The following is a 15,017-nucleotide window of genomic DNA, read 5'->3' on the forward strand; positions in this document are numbered from 1 at the left end:
ACGAGCAGGAAGTTTTTGAGGGAGCGTGATGGACGGGGCGGCTGCGCATAGCGAGCAGGGCCACAAGGCGGGGGCAGACCCCAATCTCGACCCGAATGAGGTCGTAGCCGATGGCCTGTCGCGCCGGGAACACGACATCCTGTCGTTCGAGCGGCAATGGTGGAAGTACGCGGGGGCGAAGGAAGACGCGATCAAGGAGCTCTTCGGGCTTTCCGCGACGCGCTACTACCAGATCCTGAACGCGCTCGTCGACCGGCCGGAGGCGCTGGCCGCCGACCCGATGCTGGTCAAGCGCCTGCGCCGACTGCGCGCCTCGCGCCAGAAGGCCCGTGCGGCCCGGCGCCTGGGCTTTGATCTCTCCGAGTAGCGCACGGCCCTGAGATAGAGTTGGGCCCGATGACTTCCGAACGCGATTCCAACCGTTTGCCGCTGCGCGCCGGCGCGATGCTGCTGCTGGCCGTGGCCGTGGTGTTCTTCGGCCTCGGTATCCACCGGCTGGCGACCGGTTCCGGCGACGACGATGCACCCCCGGCGCAAACCGCCGCGACGCAGACCACGGCCGCCCCGCCGACCACGTCGGCCCCGGCCGGGGTGGAGGCCTCGTCGACGAAGGTGTGCGTGGTCAACGCGGGCAACGTGGGCGGACTCGCTGCGTCGGTGACCAAGCAGCTCAAGGCCAAGGGGTACAAGACCGCCGAGCCGAGCAACCTCTCGTCGAGCTCCCTGGACGAGAACACCATCTTCTACCGCGACGGCGACGAGGCGGCGGCCAAGCAGGTCGCGACCGATCTCGGCGGCGGTTACAGCGTGGAGGCGCGCCCGGAAGGCGCCTCGAGACTGCCGGCATGTACCAACGGCGTGCTGGTCATCGCAATCACTGAATAAAGGGGACCATCGTGAGCGTGCGCAGGATTACCACGAGCAAGTCGGCCGCAGTCGTCGCGGCGGCAGCCGCCCTCGGACTGGCACTGTCCGGCTGCAGCAACTCCGAGGAACCGTCGACGGTGAAGGGCACCAACCCGACCGTCGTCACCGGTGACCAGGGCGGACCCGGAGGAGCCGCGGAGGCCCACGGCGACGAGCACAAGGGCGGCCACGCCGACGAGGTGAGCGCCAAGCTCGTCAATACCGAGAACCAGCAGATCGGGACCGCGGTGTTCACCCAGGCGGGCAAGGGCGTCAAGGTCGTCGTCTCGGTGTCGCGCGGTCTCACCCAGGGCTTCCACGGCATGCACCTGCACACCAACGGCGTGTGCAACCCGTCGGGCGCGGAGCCGTTCAGCAGCGCCGGCGGCCACCTGCAGGTGGCGGGGCACACCGGCCACCCGTCCAGCGGCGACCTGGTGTCGATCTACATCGGCGCCAACGGGGCCGGATCCACCTCGACCACCACCGAGGCGGTCACCCTCGAGCAGATCACCGGCAAGTCGATCATCATCCACGCCGGTGCGGACAACTTCGGCAACATCCCCGACCGCTACCAGTCCGGTGGGCGCAGCGGTCCCGACGAAAAGACCCTCTCGACCGGCGACGCCGGCGGCCGCGCCGCCTGCGGTGTCATCAAGGCCGACTGAGCACTGATGGGGGTTGCCGAGCCGGGTGAGTTGAAGCCGGGGCCGTACGACGAAGCACGCCCGTTCGAGGCCCGCTCTGCACCGCGTATGCTGCCGCAGACCTATCCGGGGGAGTGGCCGCCGGATTCGGTCGTCGTCGAAGCGAGCCGGATGTGGAAGATCACCGACCGGGACGGCGCCGCCCTCGCCTGGGAGGACACGCCGCCGGTGCGCGTCGGGGTGTGTCGCGTCCGCAACGTGTTGGCGGCCGACCGCCAGGATGCCTCGGCGATCCAGCTCAGCCGGTTGGCGGAGAAGACACGGTGTACCCCGATGGATGCCCGTGTCCCGGTCATCGCCGTCGGTTCGAATGCGTCGCCGGCCCAACTCCGGTTCAAATTCCGCGACCGGCCCGAGATCCTGTTCATCCCATCGATCCGGGCACGGGTCCACGGGGTGGCCGTCGGCTATATGTCGAAGGTCTCCCAGTTCGACTACATCGCCGCCACGCCTTTCCCCGACCCCGATGCCAAGCCCGTGTTGGCGGTGCAGTTCCTCGACGACCGGCAGTTGGCCGAACTCGATGCCTCGGAGTCGCCGCACTACCGCCGGGTGTGGCTCGACAGTGCCCACGGCGTGCGGATCGTCCTCGAAACCGGTGAGGAGCTGGCCGGGGCCTATGCCTACGTCGCTGCTGACGGGCTACTCGCGGATCGGGAGGGCATCCCGATCCGGATGCGGATCCCCGGTTCCGACGGGCCCGGGCTCGACCAGGCCGAGTTGCTCGCGTCGCTCAACGACGACCCCGACATCGACCCGGCCGGCAACGCCGAGGACCTGTCGCCCGCCGACCTGACCGCGGCGATCGCCTCGTCGGGTCGGGTGGTGGCGGAGAACGCCTTCTTCGACCTGACCGACGAGATGGGCACCCCGCCGCGCCGCTATGGGACGCTGCCGCCGGTCGGCGACCTCGACGACACCCGTGCGCTCGCGCCCGAAAAGTTCACCGGGGAGACCCTCGCCTGGGTCGATTCGAGCCCGGACGGGCTCGATCGCGGTGGGAAGTCGGTGATCCGCCTCAACCGCGAGGACCTGCGGGCCCTGGGTGGGCCGACGGTGGTCTCAATCCGTTCGGCACGGTTGGCAGCCCAGCACGGCGCCGCCGCACCCGCGGCGCTGGCGGCGGTGCACCCGTATGACCCACTGGATCCGCCCGAACCCGATGTCGGGCACGCCCAGGTCGACCATGTGCTCCGCATGGCCTGCGGCGTCGAGCGCGGCGACGTCCTGGCGATCACGCCGGCCGAGGTGGAGCGGGTCCGCTGGTTCGACCCGATCCTGGGCAAACCGACCTATCTGACGATGCGTGTGACGTTGGCCGACCCGGCGTCGGCCGAGCGCGACGTCGTGCTCATGTCACGTCTGGCGATCGACATTCTGGGCCTGGAGAGCGGCGACTACGTCGTCATGGAGGGCGCCCCCGACGAGGACGGCGAGGTCCGCTCGGTCATCCTCAAAGTTTTCGAAGTGCCCTCCGACGTGGAGGACAACCGCCGCAGTGTCACCGGCGGGTCGTGGGGCGCCCGGTTCCCGTCCGGCACCGAGACCCTCGGGATTCATCAGGATCTGCCGATGGCGTTCATCGACGCGGAGTTGCGTGCCCGGTTGGGCGTGCAGCGGCAGACGCTGGCGACGGTGCGCGCCCGTCCGGGGCGGTTGCAGCGGTTCTATGCGGAGCTGCGCGAGATCCTGCTGGTGCTGGCCGTCGCCCTGCTGGGTGTCGTCACGGTCGTCCAGAACGCGCCGGTTCAGATCGCGTTGATCATCGGTCTGATGGTGCTCTCGACCATGCTCGTCTTCGGACGCATGCGGCGCCGACTCTCGCACCGCACGAAGTCACGGCAGTTCCGTCGGGCCCGCAAGCGCCAACGGCGCTAGGCGGGAGACCCGTCGTCGGGGTCGCCCTTGTCGGGGTCGTCCTTGTCTGGGGCGTCCTCGTCGGGGGCGCCGACCTCGGTGTGGGAGCGGGTCAACCCGCTGTCGGCGCGCTGCTCCCGGTAGGCGAGTTGTCCCACCCGCTGGGCCACGACCGGTGCGGTGATCAGCGCGAAAAGCCCGGCGAGGATCAGCATCCCGATGTCGACGTTCGGCCAGAGCCGGACCGCCGCACCGGCGAAGACGAGGAGCAGGCCGAAGGTCTGCGGCTTGGTGGCGGCGTGCATCCGGGACAGGGTGTCGCGGAAACGAACCACCCCGATGGAGGCGGTGAGCGCCAGCAGGGACCCGGTGAGGACCAGGACGGTGCTGATGATCTCGGCGGTGGTCATCGCTGGTCGTCCCGGACGCGAAAGCGGGCCACGGCGATCGACCCGATGAAGTTGACCAGGGCGATGGCGACAATGGCCGACAGCACGGTGGAGTCGCCGCTGATCGCCGCCCACAGCGCCAACCCGGTCATCGTCAGGGCGATGGCCATGTCGAGTGCGACGAGTCGGTCCAGGGTGGTCGGGCCGCCCAGGATGCGGATCGTGGTCAGGACGGCGGCGATGAGGAGCATGGCGCCGGCGATCAACCACAGGATGTTCATGGTGCTCAACGGGGCTCCTTTCCGTCGGCGTCGCGCTGGGCGAGGACTCGGTTGTGATACTCGTCGTCGATCCCGTGGTACGGGCTCGGATGCCACTCGCTGTCACGCTCGAAAGCGTGGATGAAGGCGCGCTCGATGTAGGCGATCTGTTTGTCGAAGTGCGCCACCTTCTTCGGCGAGGACAGGTCGAACACGTGGATGTACAGCATCCGGCGGCGATGGTCGATTTCGACGACGATCGTGCCCGGGACCAGGTTGATGTAGTTGATCGCCAGGGTCAGCACCATGTCGGACTTGATGGCGACGCGGCGCCGCACCACCGCGCCCAGCGGCGGGCGGCTCGGGCGGATCGCCACCCATCCCACCTGGACCGAGGAGATCAGGAACTCGCGGACCAGGCGGAAGGCCAACACGATGATGGACACCGGGTGCAGCCGTCCCTCGACGGGGACGCGGGGCAGGGGCAACAGCGTCAGGACCAGGACGGCCGCGAGGAGCCCGCCGAGGATGTTGGCCCACGAGACCGTCCCCCACAGCAGGACCCACACCGACGTCAGCCAGGCCACGGTCCACAGCCGGACGCCGACTTCGCGGAGGTCGCCGCCGAGCCAGTCCGGCAGCGTGACGTGCTCGGCGAACCAGACGAAGACGGTCCCGAAGGCCCAGAAGATCCCCAGCAGCGCGAGGCGCCAGGCGTTGGTCAGTGCGGCGCGCATCAGCGTCCTCCCTTCGCCGAAGGGGCGGCCGGGGTCCCGGTCACCGCGTGGATGTAGACGTGCGGGTTGACGACATCGGCCGCGGCCCGGTCGGCGTAGTTCATGATCGGCCCGGCCCAGATCGTCATCGCCAAGCCGACCGCGACCATGACGACGGTCGGGATGACCATGCCCACCGGCATCGAGCCGACGTCGTCGCGGTCGGAGAACGAGATGTCGGTGCTCTCGTCCATGAGCGCCGACGGGCGCTCGTCGGAGAGCGCGCCCTCCGGTGCGTCGGCCCGCGCCCGCCAGAAGGCCTTCGTCCAGATGCGGGCGACGACGTAGAGCGTCAGCAGGCTCGTCACCAGGCCGCCGACGACGAGCGTCCAGGCGAGGGCCGACCCGTCGCCGGCGCCGGCCTGCAGGAGCGCGACCTTGCCGATGAACCCGGAGAACGGTGGGATGCCACCCAGGTTGAGTGCGGGGATCAGGTAGAGGACGGCCAGGACGGGACTGGCGATCAGGCCGCCGAGCCGGCGCAGCGAGGCCGATCCGGCTTGCCGCTCGATGAGGCCCACGACCAGGAACAGGGTGGTCTGCACCAGGATGTGGTGGGCGACGTAATAGATCGCGGCGGCCATGCCGATCTTCGACGAGAGGGCGATGCCGAACACCATGTAGCCGATGTGGCTGACCAGGGTGAACGACAACAATCGTTTGATGTCCGATTGGGCGATCGCACCCGCGATGCCGATCAGCATGGTCAGCAGGCCGGCGACCATCAGCACCGAATCCATCGATCCGCCGGGGAACAGCAGGGTGTGGGCGCGGATGATCGCGTACACACCGACCTTGGTCAGCAAGCCGGCGAACACGGCGGTGACCGGCGCCGGCGCGGTCGGATACGAGTCCGGCAGCCACGTCGAAAGCGGGAAGATCGCGGCCTTGATGCCGAAGGCGACGAGCAGGACGGCGTACAGCGCGTTGCGCGTGCCGTCGGGGATGGTGCCGTCGTTGAGGCGGACGGCCATCTGGGCCAGGTTCAGCGTGCCGGTCGTCGAGTACGCCAGGGCGATGCCGAGCAGGAAGATCAGCGACGACACCATCGACACCATGACGTACATGGCGCCGGCGCGGACCCGGTCGGCGCTGGCGCCGACGGTGAGGAGCACGTAACTCGCGGTGAGCAGCACCTCGAACGACACATACAGGTTGAACAGGTCGCCGGCCACGAAGGCGTTGCACACGCCGGCACACAGGATCAGATAGGTCGGCTGGAAGATCGAGACCGGCTGCGCCTCGGTGCCGTCGCGCAGACCCTGGCCGATGGCGTAGAGGATGACGCACAGCAGCACGGTGGTCGAGACGACCAGCATCATTGCCGACAGGTGGTCGACGACCAGCGTGATGCCCAGCGGCCCGAGCCGTTTGTGGCGCTCGCCGGCCACCGTGTTGTCCCAGCCGCCCACGGCGATCGCCTGGGTGCCGTGTTTGCTGACGCCGAACAGCATTAGCAGCGACGCGGCGAGCGTGGTGCTGATCGCAGCGACCGTGACGACGCGCTGCACGCGCGGGCTGCGCGCCGCGACCAGCGTCAGGGCCGCGCCGATGAGGGGGACCAGGGTCGGCATCACGATCAGCACGGGGAACCACGAAACGGGGACGGTCATGCGTCAAAGCCCCCTTCGTCGCGCGGCTTGGTCGAATAGTCGTCGTGCTCGTCGTCGGGACTGGGCAGGTCACACACGGCGTAATTGTCGGAATCGGAGTCCGGGTCGTCGGGGCTGTGCAGCTCGTCGACGACGTCCTCGTCGTCGGTCATGAGGAGGTCGGTCTCGATCACGGTGCGGTGCAGCGCCTCGAACTGCGCCGGCGTAAGCGGGTGGCCCTCGTCGTCGAACAGGTCGCCCGCCGTCGTGTCGGCCAGCGTCACCGGGTCGTCGCTGCGGTCGCGGTCGCCGGCGGTGTCGAGTGAGCCGGTGAGGATCTTGACGTCCTCGGGATCGTCCTCGAGGTCGTCATCGTCGTCGCCCTCGTCGCGGTTGAGGACGAAGAGCCGGTAGACCAGGGCCAGGACGAAGGCGGCGACGCCCATCATGATGACGATCGCGGTGAGGATCATCGCCTGGGCCAACGGGTCGGCGTCGACCGGGCGGCCGTCGACCTGTTGCCCGCGGATCGGCGGGCTACCGCTGTCGCCGGCGATCACCAGGATCAACACGTTGACCGCGTTGCCGACCAACATCAGGCCGAGCAGCATCTTGATCAACGAGCGGTCCATCAACAGGTAGGCGCCGCAGGCGATGATGCCGCCAAGGACGACGACGAGGGGGAGGTTGATGCTCATGATGCATCGGCCTCCACGTCGAGGCGCGCCCCGAGGCTGCGCAGGATGTCCAAGACCAGGCCGACCACGATCAGGTAGATGCCGAGGTCGAAGAAGAGTGCGGTGACGATCTTGACCTCGCCCAGCAGGGGCAGGGTCACCTCGAACATCGCCGAGGACAGGGCCGGCGCACCGAAGAACAGTGAGGCGGCCGCGGTGCCGCCGGAGATCGCCAGGCCGGTGCCCAGGATGGTGCCGGCTTCGATCGGCAGTGCCTCGCCGAGTTCATAACGCCCACCGGCGAGGTATCGCAGGACCAGGGCCAGACCCATCGTCAGGCCGCCGGCGAAGCCGCCGCCCGGGGAGTTGTGCCCGGAGTAGAAGAAGAAGACCGAGAGCACCACCATTGTCGGGAAGACCAGCCGCGTCGTGGCTTCGAGCACCAGGGAACGGTGCCGCGGGTCGCGCAGGTCGCTGCCCAACAGCCAGGTCGTGCGGTCCGACGGCAGGGACTTGCCCCCGTTGTCGGCGTCGGCGACGCGCGGCGCCGCCCCGAACCGGCGGTTGCGGAAGACCATCGATGCAACACCGGTGGCCGCGACGATGAGGACCGAGATCTCGCCGAGGGTGTCCCAGGCGCGGATGTCGACGAGCAGCACGTTCACCGCGTTGGCGCCGTGGCCCACCCGGTAGGCGATATCGGGGATGATCTCGTGCAGTGGGGTGGCACTGCGCGCGGCGGCGGCGAAGACCGCCAGGACCGAGACCGTGACGCCGACCGCGACCGCGATCACCGCGCGGACGATGCGGGTGGCACCCTGCGGGCGTTCGGGGCTCTCGGCGGGCAGCTTGCGCAGCACCAGCACGAAGATGACCAGGGTCAGCGTCTCGACGAGCGCCTGGGTGAGCGCGAGGTCGGGGGCGCCGTAGCGGGCGAAGAGGAAGACGCAGCCGTAACCGTTGAGGCCGATCGCCAGGACGGCGGCCAGACGGTTGCGGAGGATGACGACGCCCAGGGCCGCGGCGAGCATGAGGAGCGCGACGACGGCCTGGGGGCCGGAGTCGAAGCCGGCGGGGTCGATCACGGAGCGGGCGCCGGCAAACAGCGCGACGGTGGGCAGTACGACCATCGTCGCCAGGATCACGCCCTGGGTGACCGGCAGCGAACCGCGCTGGGTGGTGCGCGTGAGCGCGAGGGAGGCGGCGTCGACGGCGCGCAGGGTGGCGTCGTAGATCCGGTCCGCGTTGATCAGTGCGGGTCGGACGAACAGGTGGTCGCGCAGGGCGCGGACGATGAGGAAGGCGCCGACGCCGCCGACCATCGCGATGACCGAGAACAGCAGCGGCAGGCCGAACCCGTGCCACAGTCCCAGGTGTTCCAGCGGCTCGCCCCACGAGGGGAGCGTGTCGGCGTAGGGCTCGAAGAGCGTGCCCAGCCAGCCCGCCGAAAAGGCGCTGACGATTCCCGCGACGGCGAGGACCGCGGGGGGCGCCAGGAACATCGCGGAGGGCTGCAGCGCACGGCTCACCGCGAGGCTCGGATTGGGGCGCAGCTTGCGTCCGAAGGCCCCCCACAGGAACCGGGTGGAGTAGGCCATCGTGATGACGGCGCCGGTCAGCAAGACCAGGTCGATGCCGCGGGCCTGCCAATCGGGAAGTGCGCCCGAGGTCCAGATGGTGCCGAAGGCGGCCTCTTTGGCGACGAAGCCGAAGGTGAACGGCAGCCCGGCCATGCTCGCCGCGGCGGCGCCCGCGATGAGTGCCAGCGCCGGCATCCGTTGGCCCAGGCGCGCGAGTTTGCGCAGATCTCGGGTACCGGTCGAGTGGTCGATGATGCCGACGACCATGAACAGTGCCGCCTTGAACATCGCGTGGGCGACGAGCATGGTGATGCCGGCGAGCGCGACGTTGGCATCGCCGAAGCCGAGCAACACCATGAGGAAGCCGAGCTGTGAGACGGTGCCGAAAGCGAGGATGAGTTTCAGGTCGAGCTCGCGCAGCGAGCGCCAGCCGCCGACGAGCATGGTCAGCGCGCCCAGCCCGAGCACCATCACCTGCCAGACCGGCAGCGTCGCAAAGCCGGGGGCCAGGCGGGCCACCAGGTAGACGCCGGCCTTCACCATGGCGGCCGCGTGCAGGTAGGCGCTGACCGGGGTCGGTGCCGCCATCGCGCCGGGGAGCCAGAAGTGCAGCGGGACGATCGCCGACTTGGACAGCGCGCCGATGAGGATCGCGCCGATGGCGATGTCGACGTAGACCGACGCGGCCGGCGGGTGCGCGATGAGGTCGGAGAGCAGGTAGCTGCCGGTCGTCGACCCCAGCGCGATGATCCCGCCGAGCATCGCCAGGCCACCCAGGGTGGTGACGAGCAGGGCCTGCGTCGCCGCTCGTCGCGAACTCGCGCGGACGCCGTAGAACCCGACGAGCAGGAACGACAGGACGGTGGTGGCCTCCCAGAACACATAGAGGACCAGCATGTTGTCGGAGACGACCAGCCCGAACATGGCGGCCGCGAAGGCCAGCATCTCGCCGCCGAAGACGGCGACCCGCGGGCGCATCGCGTCGAAGTAGTTGGCGCAGTAGCAGAGGACGAGGGTGCCGATGCCGAGGATGAGAACCGACATCACCGCGGCCAGCGTGTCCATCCGCATGACCAGGGTCATGTGCAGGCGGGGGACCCACTCGACGGTCTCGATCCGCGGCCCGTTCGAGGGCCAGTGGGTGAGCACCCAGGCGAGTGCCCCGGCCGGTGCCGCGGCGATGACGTAGAAGCCTTTGGGACCCAGTCGCCACATGACCACCGGCGCGACGAGCGCGGCGATCGCCAGTGCGGCGAGGGTAGCTATCACGGGCGCTCCCGGCGAGATCGGTTGTTTCGGTCATCGGCGGGGTGTCACTTCGGAGTCACCCGCGGTTCTTACCCTACCGTTGCAGGTATGACGCGTTTTCCTTCAGGGTTGGCCCGGCTCGGCGCGCTCGCGCTGTTCGTCGCCGTGATCGCGGCGCTCACCGGATTCCTGGGGGCGTGTGGCGACTCCGGCCAGGCCGGGCTGACCGGGGATGTGTCGTTGCCGTCGGACTTCCCGACCGGGGAGGTCCCCCTGTTGGACGGGCGGTTGATCCAGGCCACCGGGACCAAGCCGGACGGATGGTCGCTGACCATTCAGGGAACGGCGACCGGGACGAACGTGCTCGACGCCGCGGTGGAGAAGTTGACGAAGTCCGGCTTCACCGAGTCCAGCCGCACCGAGGCGGGCGGCACGCGCACGGTGATCCTGTCGTCGAAAAAGGGGCGGGACACGTACTGGGTCACCGTCGGCTCCTCGCCGCGCGCCGCGGGTGGGCCGAACTCGGTGTTCTACCAGGTCACCCTGAGCTGACGGCGCGGCTGCGTCAGGCCAGCGCGAGGAACAGGCGCTCGAGTTTCTCCTGGTCGACGTTGTCGGGTCCCTCGGTTCGCAGGCAGTGTTGCAGACCGGTGGCGACCAGCGCGTAGCCGGAGCGGGAGATCGCCTTGTCGACCGCGGCGAGTTGGGTGAGCGCGTCTTCGCATTCGGCGCCCTCCTCGAGCATGCGGATGACCGAGGCGAGGTGGCCGTTGGCCCGGCGCAGGCGGGTCAGGATCGGCTTGAGGTCGTCGGCGGGCAGTTGCATCAGGCCACCGCCCCGGCGGTCAGCGCGTCGAGCATGTCGGTGAGGCGGGTGCGGGCCTGCGCGGCGATCGGGCCGAGTTCGGCGGTGCCGGTGAAGGTTTCCATGGCTCCGGGGTCGAGGATCTCGATGCGGCTGGCGTTGTCGCCGTCGGCGGAGACCACGACGTTGCAGGGCATGATCGCGGCGACCCGCGGATCGGCCTGCAGGGCGGCGTGGGCGAAGGCCGGCTGGCAGGCGCCGAGGATGATCTTCGGCTCGACGTCGACGTCGAGCTTCTTCTTGAGGGTGGCCTTGATGTCGATCTCGGTGAGGATTCCGAAACCGGCATCGGCGAGGCCGGTGCGGGTCCGGGCGACCGCCTCGTCGTAAGGGAGTGGTAGGTCGGCGGTAATGGTGAAGGTCATGCCCCCAGGATAACCCCCCAGGGGGTTATTTGCCAGGGTGCTGTTTCGCGGAGGCCGGCCGCCGCAGGCCGAGCCGTGCCTGGGATTTACGGAGGATGGGGCGGCGCGTGCTGGTCATCCGGCGGTGCGCGCGGCGCTCGGCGGGGAGGGAATCCCAGTGCTCGGGCCGGGCTGCCACCCACCGGTTGGCCCACCAGGCGAACGGGATGTGCGCCAGGTAGGCGACGATGATGATCATCATCAGGGTGTACGGGTAGGTGACCAGCAGCGCCGCGGCGGCGGCGACGATGACCAGGGCGGGTGCCAAGGCGGCCCGCGAGATCTTGGTGGTCGCCTTCAGCGACGAGGTCGGGATGCGGCTGATCGCCAAGAAGGCGACCAACAGGGTCCACGCCCCGACGGCCGGGAAGGAGCTCCACCACCCGTCGCCGAGCCACTGGTGCAGGCCGAGCGGCCCCAGTGCGATCAGTGCGGCGGCGGGCGCCGGCACGCCGACGAAGAAGTCACGGGCGTAGCCGGGGGTGTCCTCGTCGTCGGAGAGGGTGTTGAACCGGGCCAGCCGCAGGATCAGCGCGCAGCAATAGACCAGGGCGATGGCCCAGCCGAGGTCGTGTCCGCGCATCAGCGTGGTCGATAGGATCAGGGCGGGCACGACGCCGAAGTTGATCGCGTCGGCCAGCGAGTCGAGTTCGGCGCCGATCTTCGACGTCGCATTCATCATCCGGGCGACTCGGCCGTCGATGCCGTCGAGCAGTGCTGCGCCGACCACGAGGACCAGGGCGAGGTCGATCTTGTCGCTGGCGGCCAGCCGCACGGCGGTGAGTCCGGCGCAGACGGCGAGGATGGTCAGTGCCGAGGGGACGAGCAGCCGGGCCGACCCGGCCCGTTTGGGGGTGACGCGCTCGGCGGCACGGCGGGCGCGCCGCGTCGGGCGTCGGACCCCGGCGACGCGGATCACGGCAGGACCGCTAGCGGCGTCTCGGCGCCGACGGTGCGTTGCCCGACGAGGACGGTCGGTTCGGTGCCGGCCGGCAGGTACACGTCGACGCGGGATCCGAAACGGATCAGGCCGTAGGTGTCGCCGATGGTCAGGTGGGCGCCGACAGTGGCGTCGTTGACGATCCGGCGTGCGATCAACCCGGCGATCTGCACCACGCCGACGTCGGCACCGGAGGTGGTGCGGATCGTCATCGAGGTCCGTTCGTTCTGGGTGCTCGCCTCGGGCAGATCGGCGGAGAGGAAGGCCCCCGGCGTGTGCTGCAGGGCGGTGACCGTCCCGGAGACCGGCACGCGCTGCACGTGGACGTCGAAGACCGACAGGAAGGTCGACACCCGCGGCAGCGGGTCGGTGCCGAGTCCCAGTTCGGGTGGTGGCACCGCGGTGTCGACGAGGGCGACCTCGCCGTCGGCGGCGGCGACCACCGTGCCCGCCGCCGTGGGCGGCACGCGACCGGGGTGGCGGAAGAAGGCGGCGCACGCCGCCGACAGTGCCCAGGCGGGTCGCGAGATCCACTTGCGGCGGCGCGCCAAGACGGCGACCGCGGCGGGTGCGGCGACGAACGGGATCCCGGCCGGGTGCAGCGGCGGAATGGTCTGCTTGGCCAGGGATTGCAGGTGGGCCAGGCCCGACTCGGCCGGGGCGTCGGGGTTCTGGGGTCGTCGGGCCACGGTTACGACGCCGCTTCGGCAGCCTGCTTGATCCGCTTCAATGATTCGGCCATGCCCTCGCGCAGCTCGACCTCGAAGTCCTCGCGCCCGCCGAGGAGCCACTTGGTGAGGGTCGCCGAGACCGCGGTGACCTGCCCGCCGGGGGCCTCGCGCCGCTCGGTGAGTTGCACGCCGTCGCCGTCGGGGGTGATCTCGTAGGACCACACGGTGTGGTTCTCGGTCACCCGCCACGCAATGGCCCGGTCCTTGTCGAAGCGCACGACCTTGGCGGTCGTGGGCCACGCGAGGGCGCCCTTGCGGTTGAGGTTGATGGTCCGCGTTCCCACGCCCACCTCATCGCCGCGGATGAACATCTTCACGCACTGCGGGCTCCACTCGCCCATGCGGCGCAGGTCGGACACCACCGACCACACGGTCTGGGGGGTGGCGTCGATTTTCACCGACGCCTCGATTAGCTGGGTGGCTTCAGGCATCTGTCGCTTCCTTGGTCGCCGTCGAGCGCATCGGTCGACGGGTATCGGTTGCGGGTCAGCCTACTGCGGGTGCCTAGAGCACCGCACCCATGGATACCCCGAGAACGACGAACACGATGATGTTGATCCAGACCACCGCCGGGTTGCCGGTCAGCAGCAGTTCGCCGAGCCGTCCCGGCGTCAACCAGTCGATCAGCACGAACGAGAAACTCATCAGCGCGATCGCCACGAGGGAGTAGGCGGCGGCGAACAGTAGGCCCTGCCAGAGGTGCTCCGTCATCATCCCGGCCCGTGCGCCCGCCGCGTAAACGACGCCCACCGAGATCAGGAAGCCGGCGGTCAACAGAACGGAGTTCTGGTGGTTCTCGCGCCAGAGCAGGTCGCGCAGCCGGCCCGGCGTCACGAGGTCGACGGCCAGGTAGGCGACCACGAGCACGGCGAGGCCGACCAGGCCGTAAGCCGCGAGATTGGCGAGGTTGTCGAGAAACAGGGTCTTCATGCGCTCACCCTATCGAGACGGTGTCCCAGTCGTTGATCGACTCGGCCAGGTTGGTCAGGTGGGATTCGGCGTCGCCGAGGGTGTGGGAGATCGCGGTCAGCCGGCTGACGTAGTGGCCGACCGGATACTCGGCGGTCATGCCGATTCCGCCGTGCATCTGGATTGCCTCCTGGCCGATCTGGCGGCCCGAGCGGCAGATCTGGAGCTTGGCCCGCGACGCGACGATCTCGTCGGCGCCGCCCTCGGCGAGGATCCCGGTCGCATAGGCGCTCATGCTCTGCGCCAGTTCGAGCAGCACGTACATGTCGGCGGCCCGGTGCGTGAGGGCCTCGAAGGTCGACAGCGTGACGCCGAACTGCTTGCGGGTCTTGAGGTATTCGACGGTCAGGGTCAAGGCCTTCTCCATGGCGCCGACGGCCTCGGCGCACAGGGCGGTCTGGGCCAAGACGTCGGCGCGCGTGACCGCGGCGGCCGCATCGCCCCCGCCCAGCCGGGCCGCGGGTGCGGAGGCGAAGGCGACCTGTGCGCCGCGTCGCCGGTCGTGGGTGCGGAACGGGGTGCGGGTGACGCCGTCGGCGTCGGCGTCGACCACGTAGAGCCCGAGGTTGCCGCCGTCGTCGCGCGCCGACACGACGAATCGGTCGGCGCTGTCTCCGGCGAGGACCGTTGTCTTGGTGCCGGTCAGCGTCACCGCGTCGCCCGAGCCCGACGCGGTGGTCGCGACCGCGGCCGCCGGCCACCGGTCACCCTCCTCGGTGTGGGCGTAGGCCATCAGCAGGTCGCCGGAGGCCAGGCCGCCGAGGAGCTCTTCGCGCAGGGTGCCTTCCGCCGTGTCGGAGATGAGCGACGCCGGGATCACCACGGCGTTCAGGTACGGCTCGGGGGCGAGGCTGCGGCCGAATTCGCCGAGGACCGCGCCGAGCTCGACCGGGCCGGCGCCCATCCCGCCGTCGGCTTCGGCGATCGTCAGGCCGAGGATGCCGATGTCGGCCAGCGATCTCCAGACTTTGGGGTCCCAACCCCGCTCGGTGTCGGTCACCGCCCGCAGGGTCTCGATGTCGTAGGTCTTGGACAGGACGTCGCGCACGGTGTCGCGGAGCATGACCTGTTCGTCGTTGAGTTCGAAGTCCATGTGTGGGTCTCCTTGTAGCGGCC

The 15,017-nt window shown here is 69.5% G+C and carries 18 protein-coding genes; 5 read left to right on the top strand and 13 right to left on the bottom strand.

Annotated features, from left to right (window positions below):
* The first annotated feature begins 28 nt into the window (after positions 1-28).
* From napA to nbrcactino_RS03510, 4 genes are read left to right on the top strand one after another with little or no spacing between them, the layout of a single operon-like run.
* Positions 29-367, top strand: coding sequence for a nucleoid-associated protein NapA (napA, locus tag nbrcactino_RS03495; protein ID WP_161926097.1), 339 nt, complete (start codon positions 29-31; stop codon positions 365-367).
* A 29-nt stretch (positions 368-396) separates the two neighbouring features.
* Positions 397-885, top strand: coding sequence for a LytR C-terminal domain-containing protein (locus nbrcactino_RS03500; RefSeq protein WP_161926098.1), 489 nt, complete (start codon positions 397-399; stop codon positions 883-885).
* A gap of 17 nt (positions 886-902) precedes the next feature.
* On the top strand, positions 903-1,574 hold the full coding sequence (locus tag nbrcactino_RS03505) for a superoxide dismutase family protein (protein ID WP_228460661.1): 672 nt from the start codon (positions 903-905) through the stop codon (positions 1,572-1,574).
* 6 nt (positions 1,575-1,580) lie between these two features.
* Positions 1,581-3,491, top strand: coding sequence for a hypothetical protein (locus nbrcactino_RS03510; RefSeq protein WP_161926099.1), 1,911 nt, complete (start codon positions 1,581-1,583; stop codon positions 3,489-3,491).
* On the opposite strand, the gene mnhG is transcribed toward nbrcactino_RS03510, so the two are convergent.
* From mnhG to nbrcactino_RS03540, 6 genes are read right to left on the bottom strand one after another with little or no spacing between them, the layout of a single operon-like run.
* Positions 3,488-3,880, bottom strand: a complete 393-nt coding sequence (gene mnhG, locus nbrcactino_RS03515; protein ID WP_161926100.1) for a monovalent cation/H(+) antiporter subunit G — start codon at positions 3,878-3,880, stop codon at positions 3,488-3,490. The genes nbrcactino_RS03510 and mnhG overlap by 4 nt on opposite strands.
* Positions 3,877-4,140: a monovalent cation/H+ antiporter complex subunit F gene (locus nbrcactino_RS03520; protein WP_161927572.1), complete on the bottom strand. Its 264-nt coding sequence runs from the start codon at positions 4,138-4,140 to the stop codon at positions 3,877-3,879. The genes mnhG and nbrcactino_RS03520 overlap by 4 nt, the downstream gene beginning before the upstream one ends.
* Positions 4,141-4,145: 5 nt before the next feature.
* The gene (locus nbrcactino_RS03525) at positions 4,146-4,856 is read right to left on the bottom strand and encodes a Na+/H+ antiporter subunit E (protein WP_161926101.1); all 711 of its coding nucleotides are present in this window, start codon (positions 4,854-4,856) and stop codon (positions 4,146-4,148) included.
* The gene (locus tag nbrcactino_RS03530; protein ID WP_161926102.1) at positions 4,856-6,508 is read right to left on the bottom strand and encodes a Na+/H+ antiporter subunit D; all 1,653 of its coding nucleotides are present in this window, start codon (positions 6,506-6,508) and stop codon (positions 4,856-4,858) included. Before nbrcactino_RS03530 ends, nbrcactino_RS03525 begins: the two co-directional genes overlap by 1 nt.
* Positions 6,505-7,185 carry a Na(+)/H(+) antiporter subunit C gene (locus nbrcactino_RS03535; RefSeq protein ID WP_161926103.1) on the bottom strand — a complete coding sequence of 227 codons (681 nt, stop codon included), beginning with the start codon at positions 7,183-7,185 and terminating at the stop codon, positions 6,505-6,507. Before nbrcactino_RS03535 ends, nbrcactino_RS03530 begins: the two co-directional genes overlap by 4 nt.
* Positions 7,182-10,013 carry a Na+/H+ antiporter subunit A gene (locus tag nbrcactino_RS03540; protein WP_161926104.1) on the bottom strand — a complete coding sequence of 944 codons (2,832 nt, stop codon included), beginning with the start codon at positions 10,011-10,013 and terminating at the stop codon, positions 7,182-7,184. The genes nbrcactino_RS03535 and nbrcactino_RS03540 overlap by 4 nt, the downstream gene beginning before the upstream one ends.
* A gap of 87 nt (positions 10,014-10,100) precedes the next feature.
* Between nbrcactino_RS03540 and nbrcactino_RS03545 the strand changes: the two genes are divergently transcribed.
* A complete protein-coding gene (locus tag nbrcactino_RS03545; protein ID WP_161926105.1) occupies positions 10,101-10,544 on the top strand; it encodes a hypothetical protein in 444 nt (147 codons plus the stop codon).
* A 13-nt stretch (positions 10,545-10,557) separates the two neighbouring features.
* Here the strand turns inward: nbrcactino_RS03545 and nbrcactino_RS03550 are convergent, their stop codons facing one another.
* The 7 genes from nbrcactino_RS03550 to nbrcactino_RS03580 form a co-directional block, all read right to left on the bottom strand.
* Positions 10,558-10,818 (bottom strand): metal-sensitive transcriptional regulator, encoded by a 261-nt coding sequence (locus nbrcactino_RS03550; protein ID WP_161926106.1) that lies wholly within the window; start codon positions 10,816-10,818, stop codon positions 10,558-10,560.
* A complete protein-coding gene (locus nbrcactino_RS03555) occupies positions 10,818-11,222 on the bottom strand; it encodes a DUF302 domain-containing protein (RefSeq protein ID WP_161926107.1) in 405 nt (134 codons plus the stop codon). The genes nbrcactino_RS03550 and nbrcactino_RS03555 overlap by 1 nt, the downstream gene beginning before the upstream one ends.
* A gap of 25 nt (positions 11,223-11,247) precedes the next feature.
* Positions 11,248-12,180, bottom strand: coding sequence for a CDP-alcohol phosphatidyltransferase family protein (locus nbrcactino_RS03560; protein WP_161926108.1), 933 nt, complete (start codon positions 12,178-12,180; stop codon positions 11,248-11,250).
* Positions 12,177-12,890: a phosphatidylserine decarboxylase gene (locus nbrcactino_RS03565; protein ID WP_161926109.1), complete on the bottom strand. Its 714-nt coding sequence runs from the start codon at positions 12,888-12,890 to the stop codon at positions 12,177-12,179. Before nbrcactino_RS03565 ends, nbrcactino_RS03560 begins: the two co-directional genes overlap by 4 nt.
* A 2-nt stretch (positions 12,891-12,892) precedes the next feature.
* Positions 12,893-13,363 (bottom strand): SRPBCC family protein, encoded by a 471-nt coding sequence (locus nbrcactino_RS03570; protein WP_161926110.1) that lies wholly within the window; start codon positions 13,361-13,363, stop codon positions 12,893-12,895.
* A gap of 73 nt (positions 13,364-13,436) precedes the next feature.
* Positions 13,437-13,862 (bottom strand): DUF350 domain-containing protein, encoded by a 426-nt coding sequence (locus tag nbrcactino_RS03575; protein WP_161926111.1) that lies wholly within the window; start codon positions 13,860-13,862, stop codon positions 13,437-13,439.
* A 4-nt stretch (positions 13,863-13,866) separates the two neighbouring features.
* Positions 13,867-14,994 carry an acyl-CoA dehydrogenase family protein gene (locus nbrcactino_RS03580; RefSeq protein ID WP_161926112.1) on the bottom strand — a complete coding sequence of 376 codons (1,128 nt, stop codon included), beginning with the start codon at positions 14,992-14,994 and terminating at the stop codon, positions 13,867-13,869.
* Positions 14,995-15,017: the final 23 nt, after the last annotated feature.

The sequence above is a fragment of the Gordonia crocea genome, from assembly GCF_009932435.1.
Taxonomy (GTDB): Bacteria; Actinomycetota; Actinomycetes; order Mycobacteriales; family Mycobacteriaceae; genus Gordonia; species Gordonia crocea.

Excerpts from the sequence above, each read along its gene's own strand:
- napA (WP_161926097.1), top strand. The coding sequence starts at position 29 with ATGGACGGGGCGGCTGCGCATAGCGAGCAGGGCCACAAGGCGGGGGCA.
- nbrcactino_RS03500 (WP_161926098.1), top strand. The coding sequence starts at position 397 with ATGACTTCCGAACGCGATTCCAACCGTTTGCCGCTGCGCGCCGGCGCG.
- nbrcactino_RS03510 (WP_161926099.1), top strand. The coding sequence starts at position 1,581 with ATGGGGGTTGCCGAGCCGGGTGAGTTGAAGCCGGGGCCGTACGACGAA.
- mnhG (WP_161926100.1), bottom strand. The coding sequence starts at position 3,880 with ATGACCACCGCCGAGATCATCAGCACCGTCCTGGTCCTCACCGGGTCC.
- nbrcactino_RS03520 (WP_161927572.1), bottom strand. The coding sequence starts at position 4,140 with ATGAACATCCTGTGGTTGATCGCCGGCGCCATGCTCCTCATCGCCGCC.
- nbrcactino_RS03525 (WP_161926101.1), bottom strand. The coding sequence starts at position 4,856 with ATGCGCGCCGCACTGACCAACGCCTGGCGCCTCGCGCTGCTGGGGATC.
- nbrcactino_RS03530 (WP_161926102.1), bottom strand. The coding sequence starts at position 6,508 with ATGACCGTCCCCGTTTCGTGGTTCCCCGTGCTGATCGTGATGCCGACC.
- nbrcactino_RS03535 (WP_161926103.1), bottom strand. The coding sequence starts at position 7,185 with ATGAGCATCAACCTCCCCCTCGTCGTCGTCCTTGGCGGCATCATCGCC.
- nbrcactino_RS03545 (WP_161926105.1), top strand. The coding sequence starts at position 10,101 with ATGACGCGTTTTCCTTCAGGGTTGGCCCGGCTCGGCGCGCTCGCGCTG.
- nbrcactino_RS03550 (WP_161926106.1), bottom strand. The coding sequence starts at position 10,818 with ATGCAACTGCCCGCCGACGACCTCAAGCCGATCCTGACCCGCCTGCGC.
- nbrcactino_RS03555 (WP_161926107.1), bottom strand. The coding sequence starts at position 11,222 with ATGACCTTCACCATTACCGCCGACCTACCACTCCCTTACGACGAGGCG.
- nbrcactino_RS03570 (WP_161926110.1), bottom strand. The coding sequence starts at position 13,363 with ATGCCTGAAGCCACCCAGCTAATCGAGGCGTCGGTGAAAATCGACGCC.
- nbrcactino_RS03575 (WP_161926111.1), bottom strand. The coding sequence starts at position 13,862 with ATGAAGACCCTGTTTCTCGACAACCTCGCCAATCTCGCGGCTTACGGC.
- nbrcactino_RS03580 (WP_161926112.1), bottom strand. The coding sequence starts at position 14,994 with ATGGACTTCGAACTCAACGACGAACAGGTCATGCTCCGCGACACCGTG.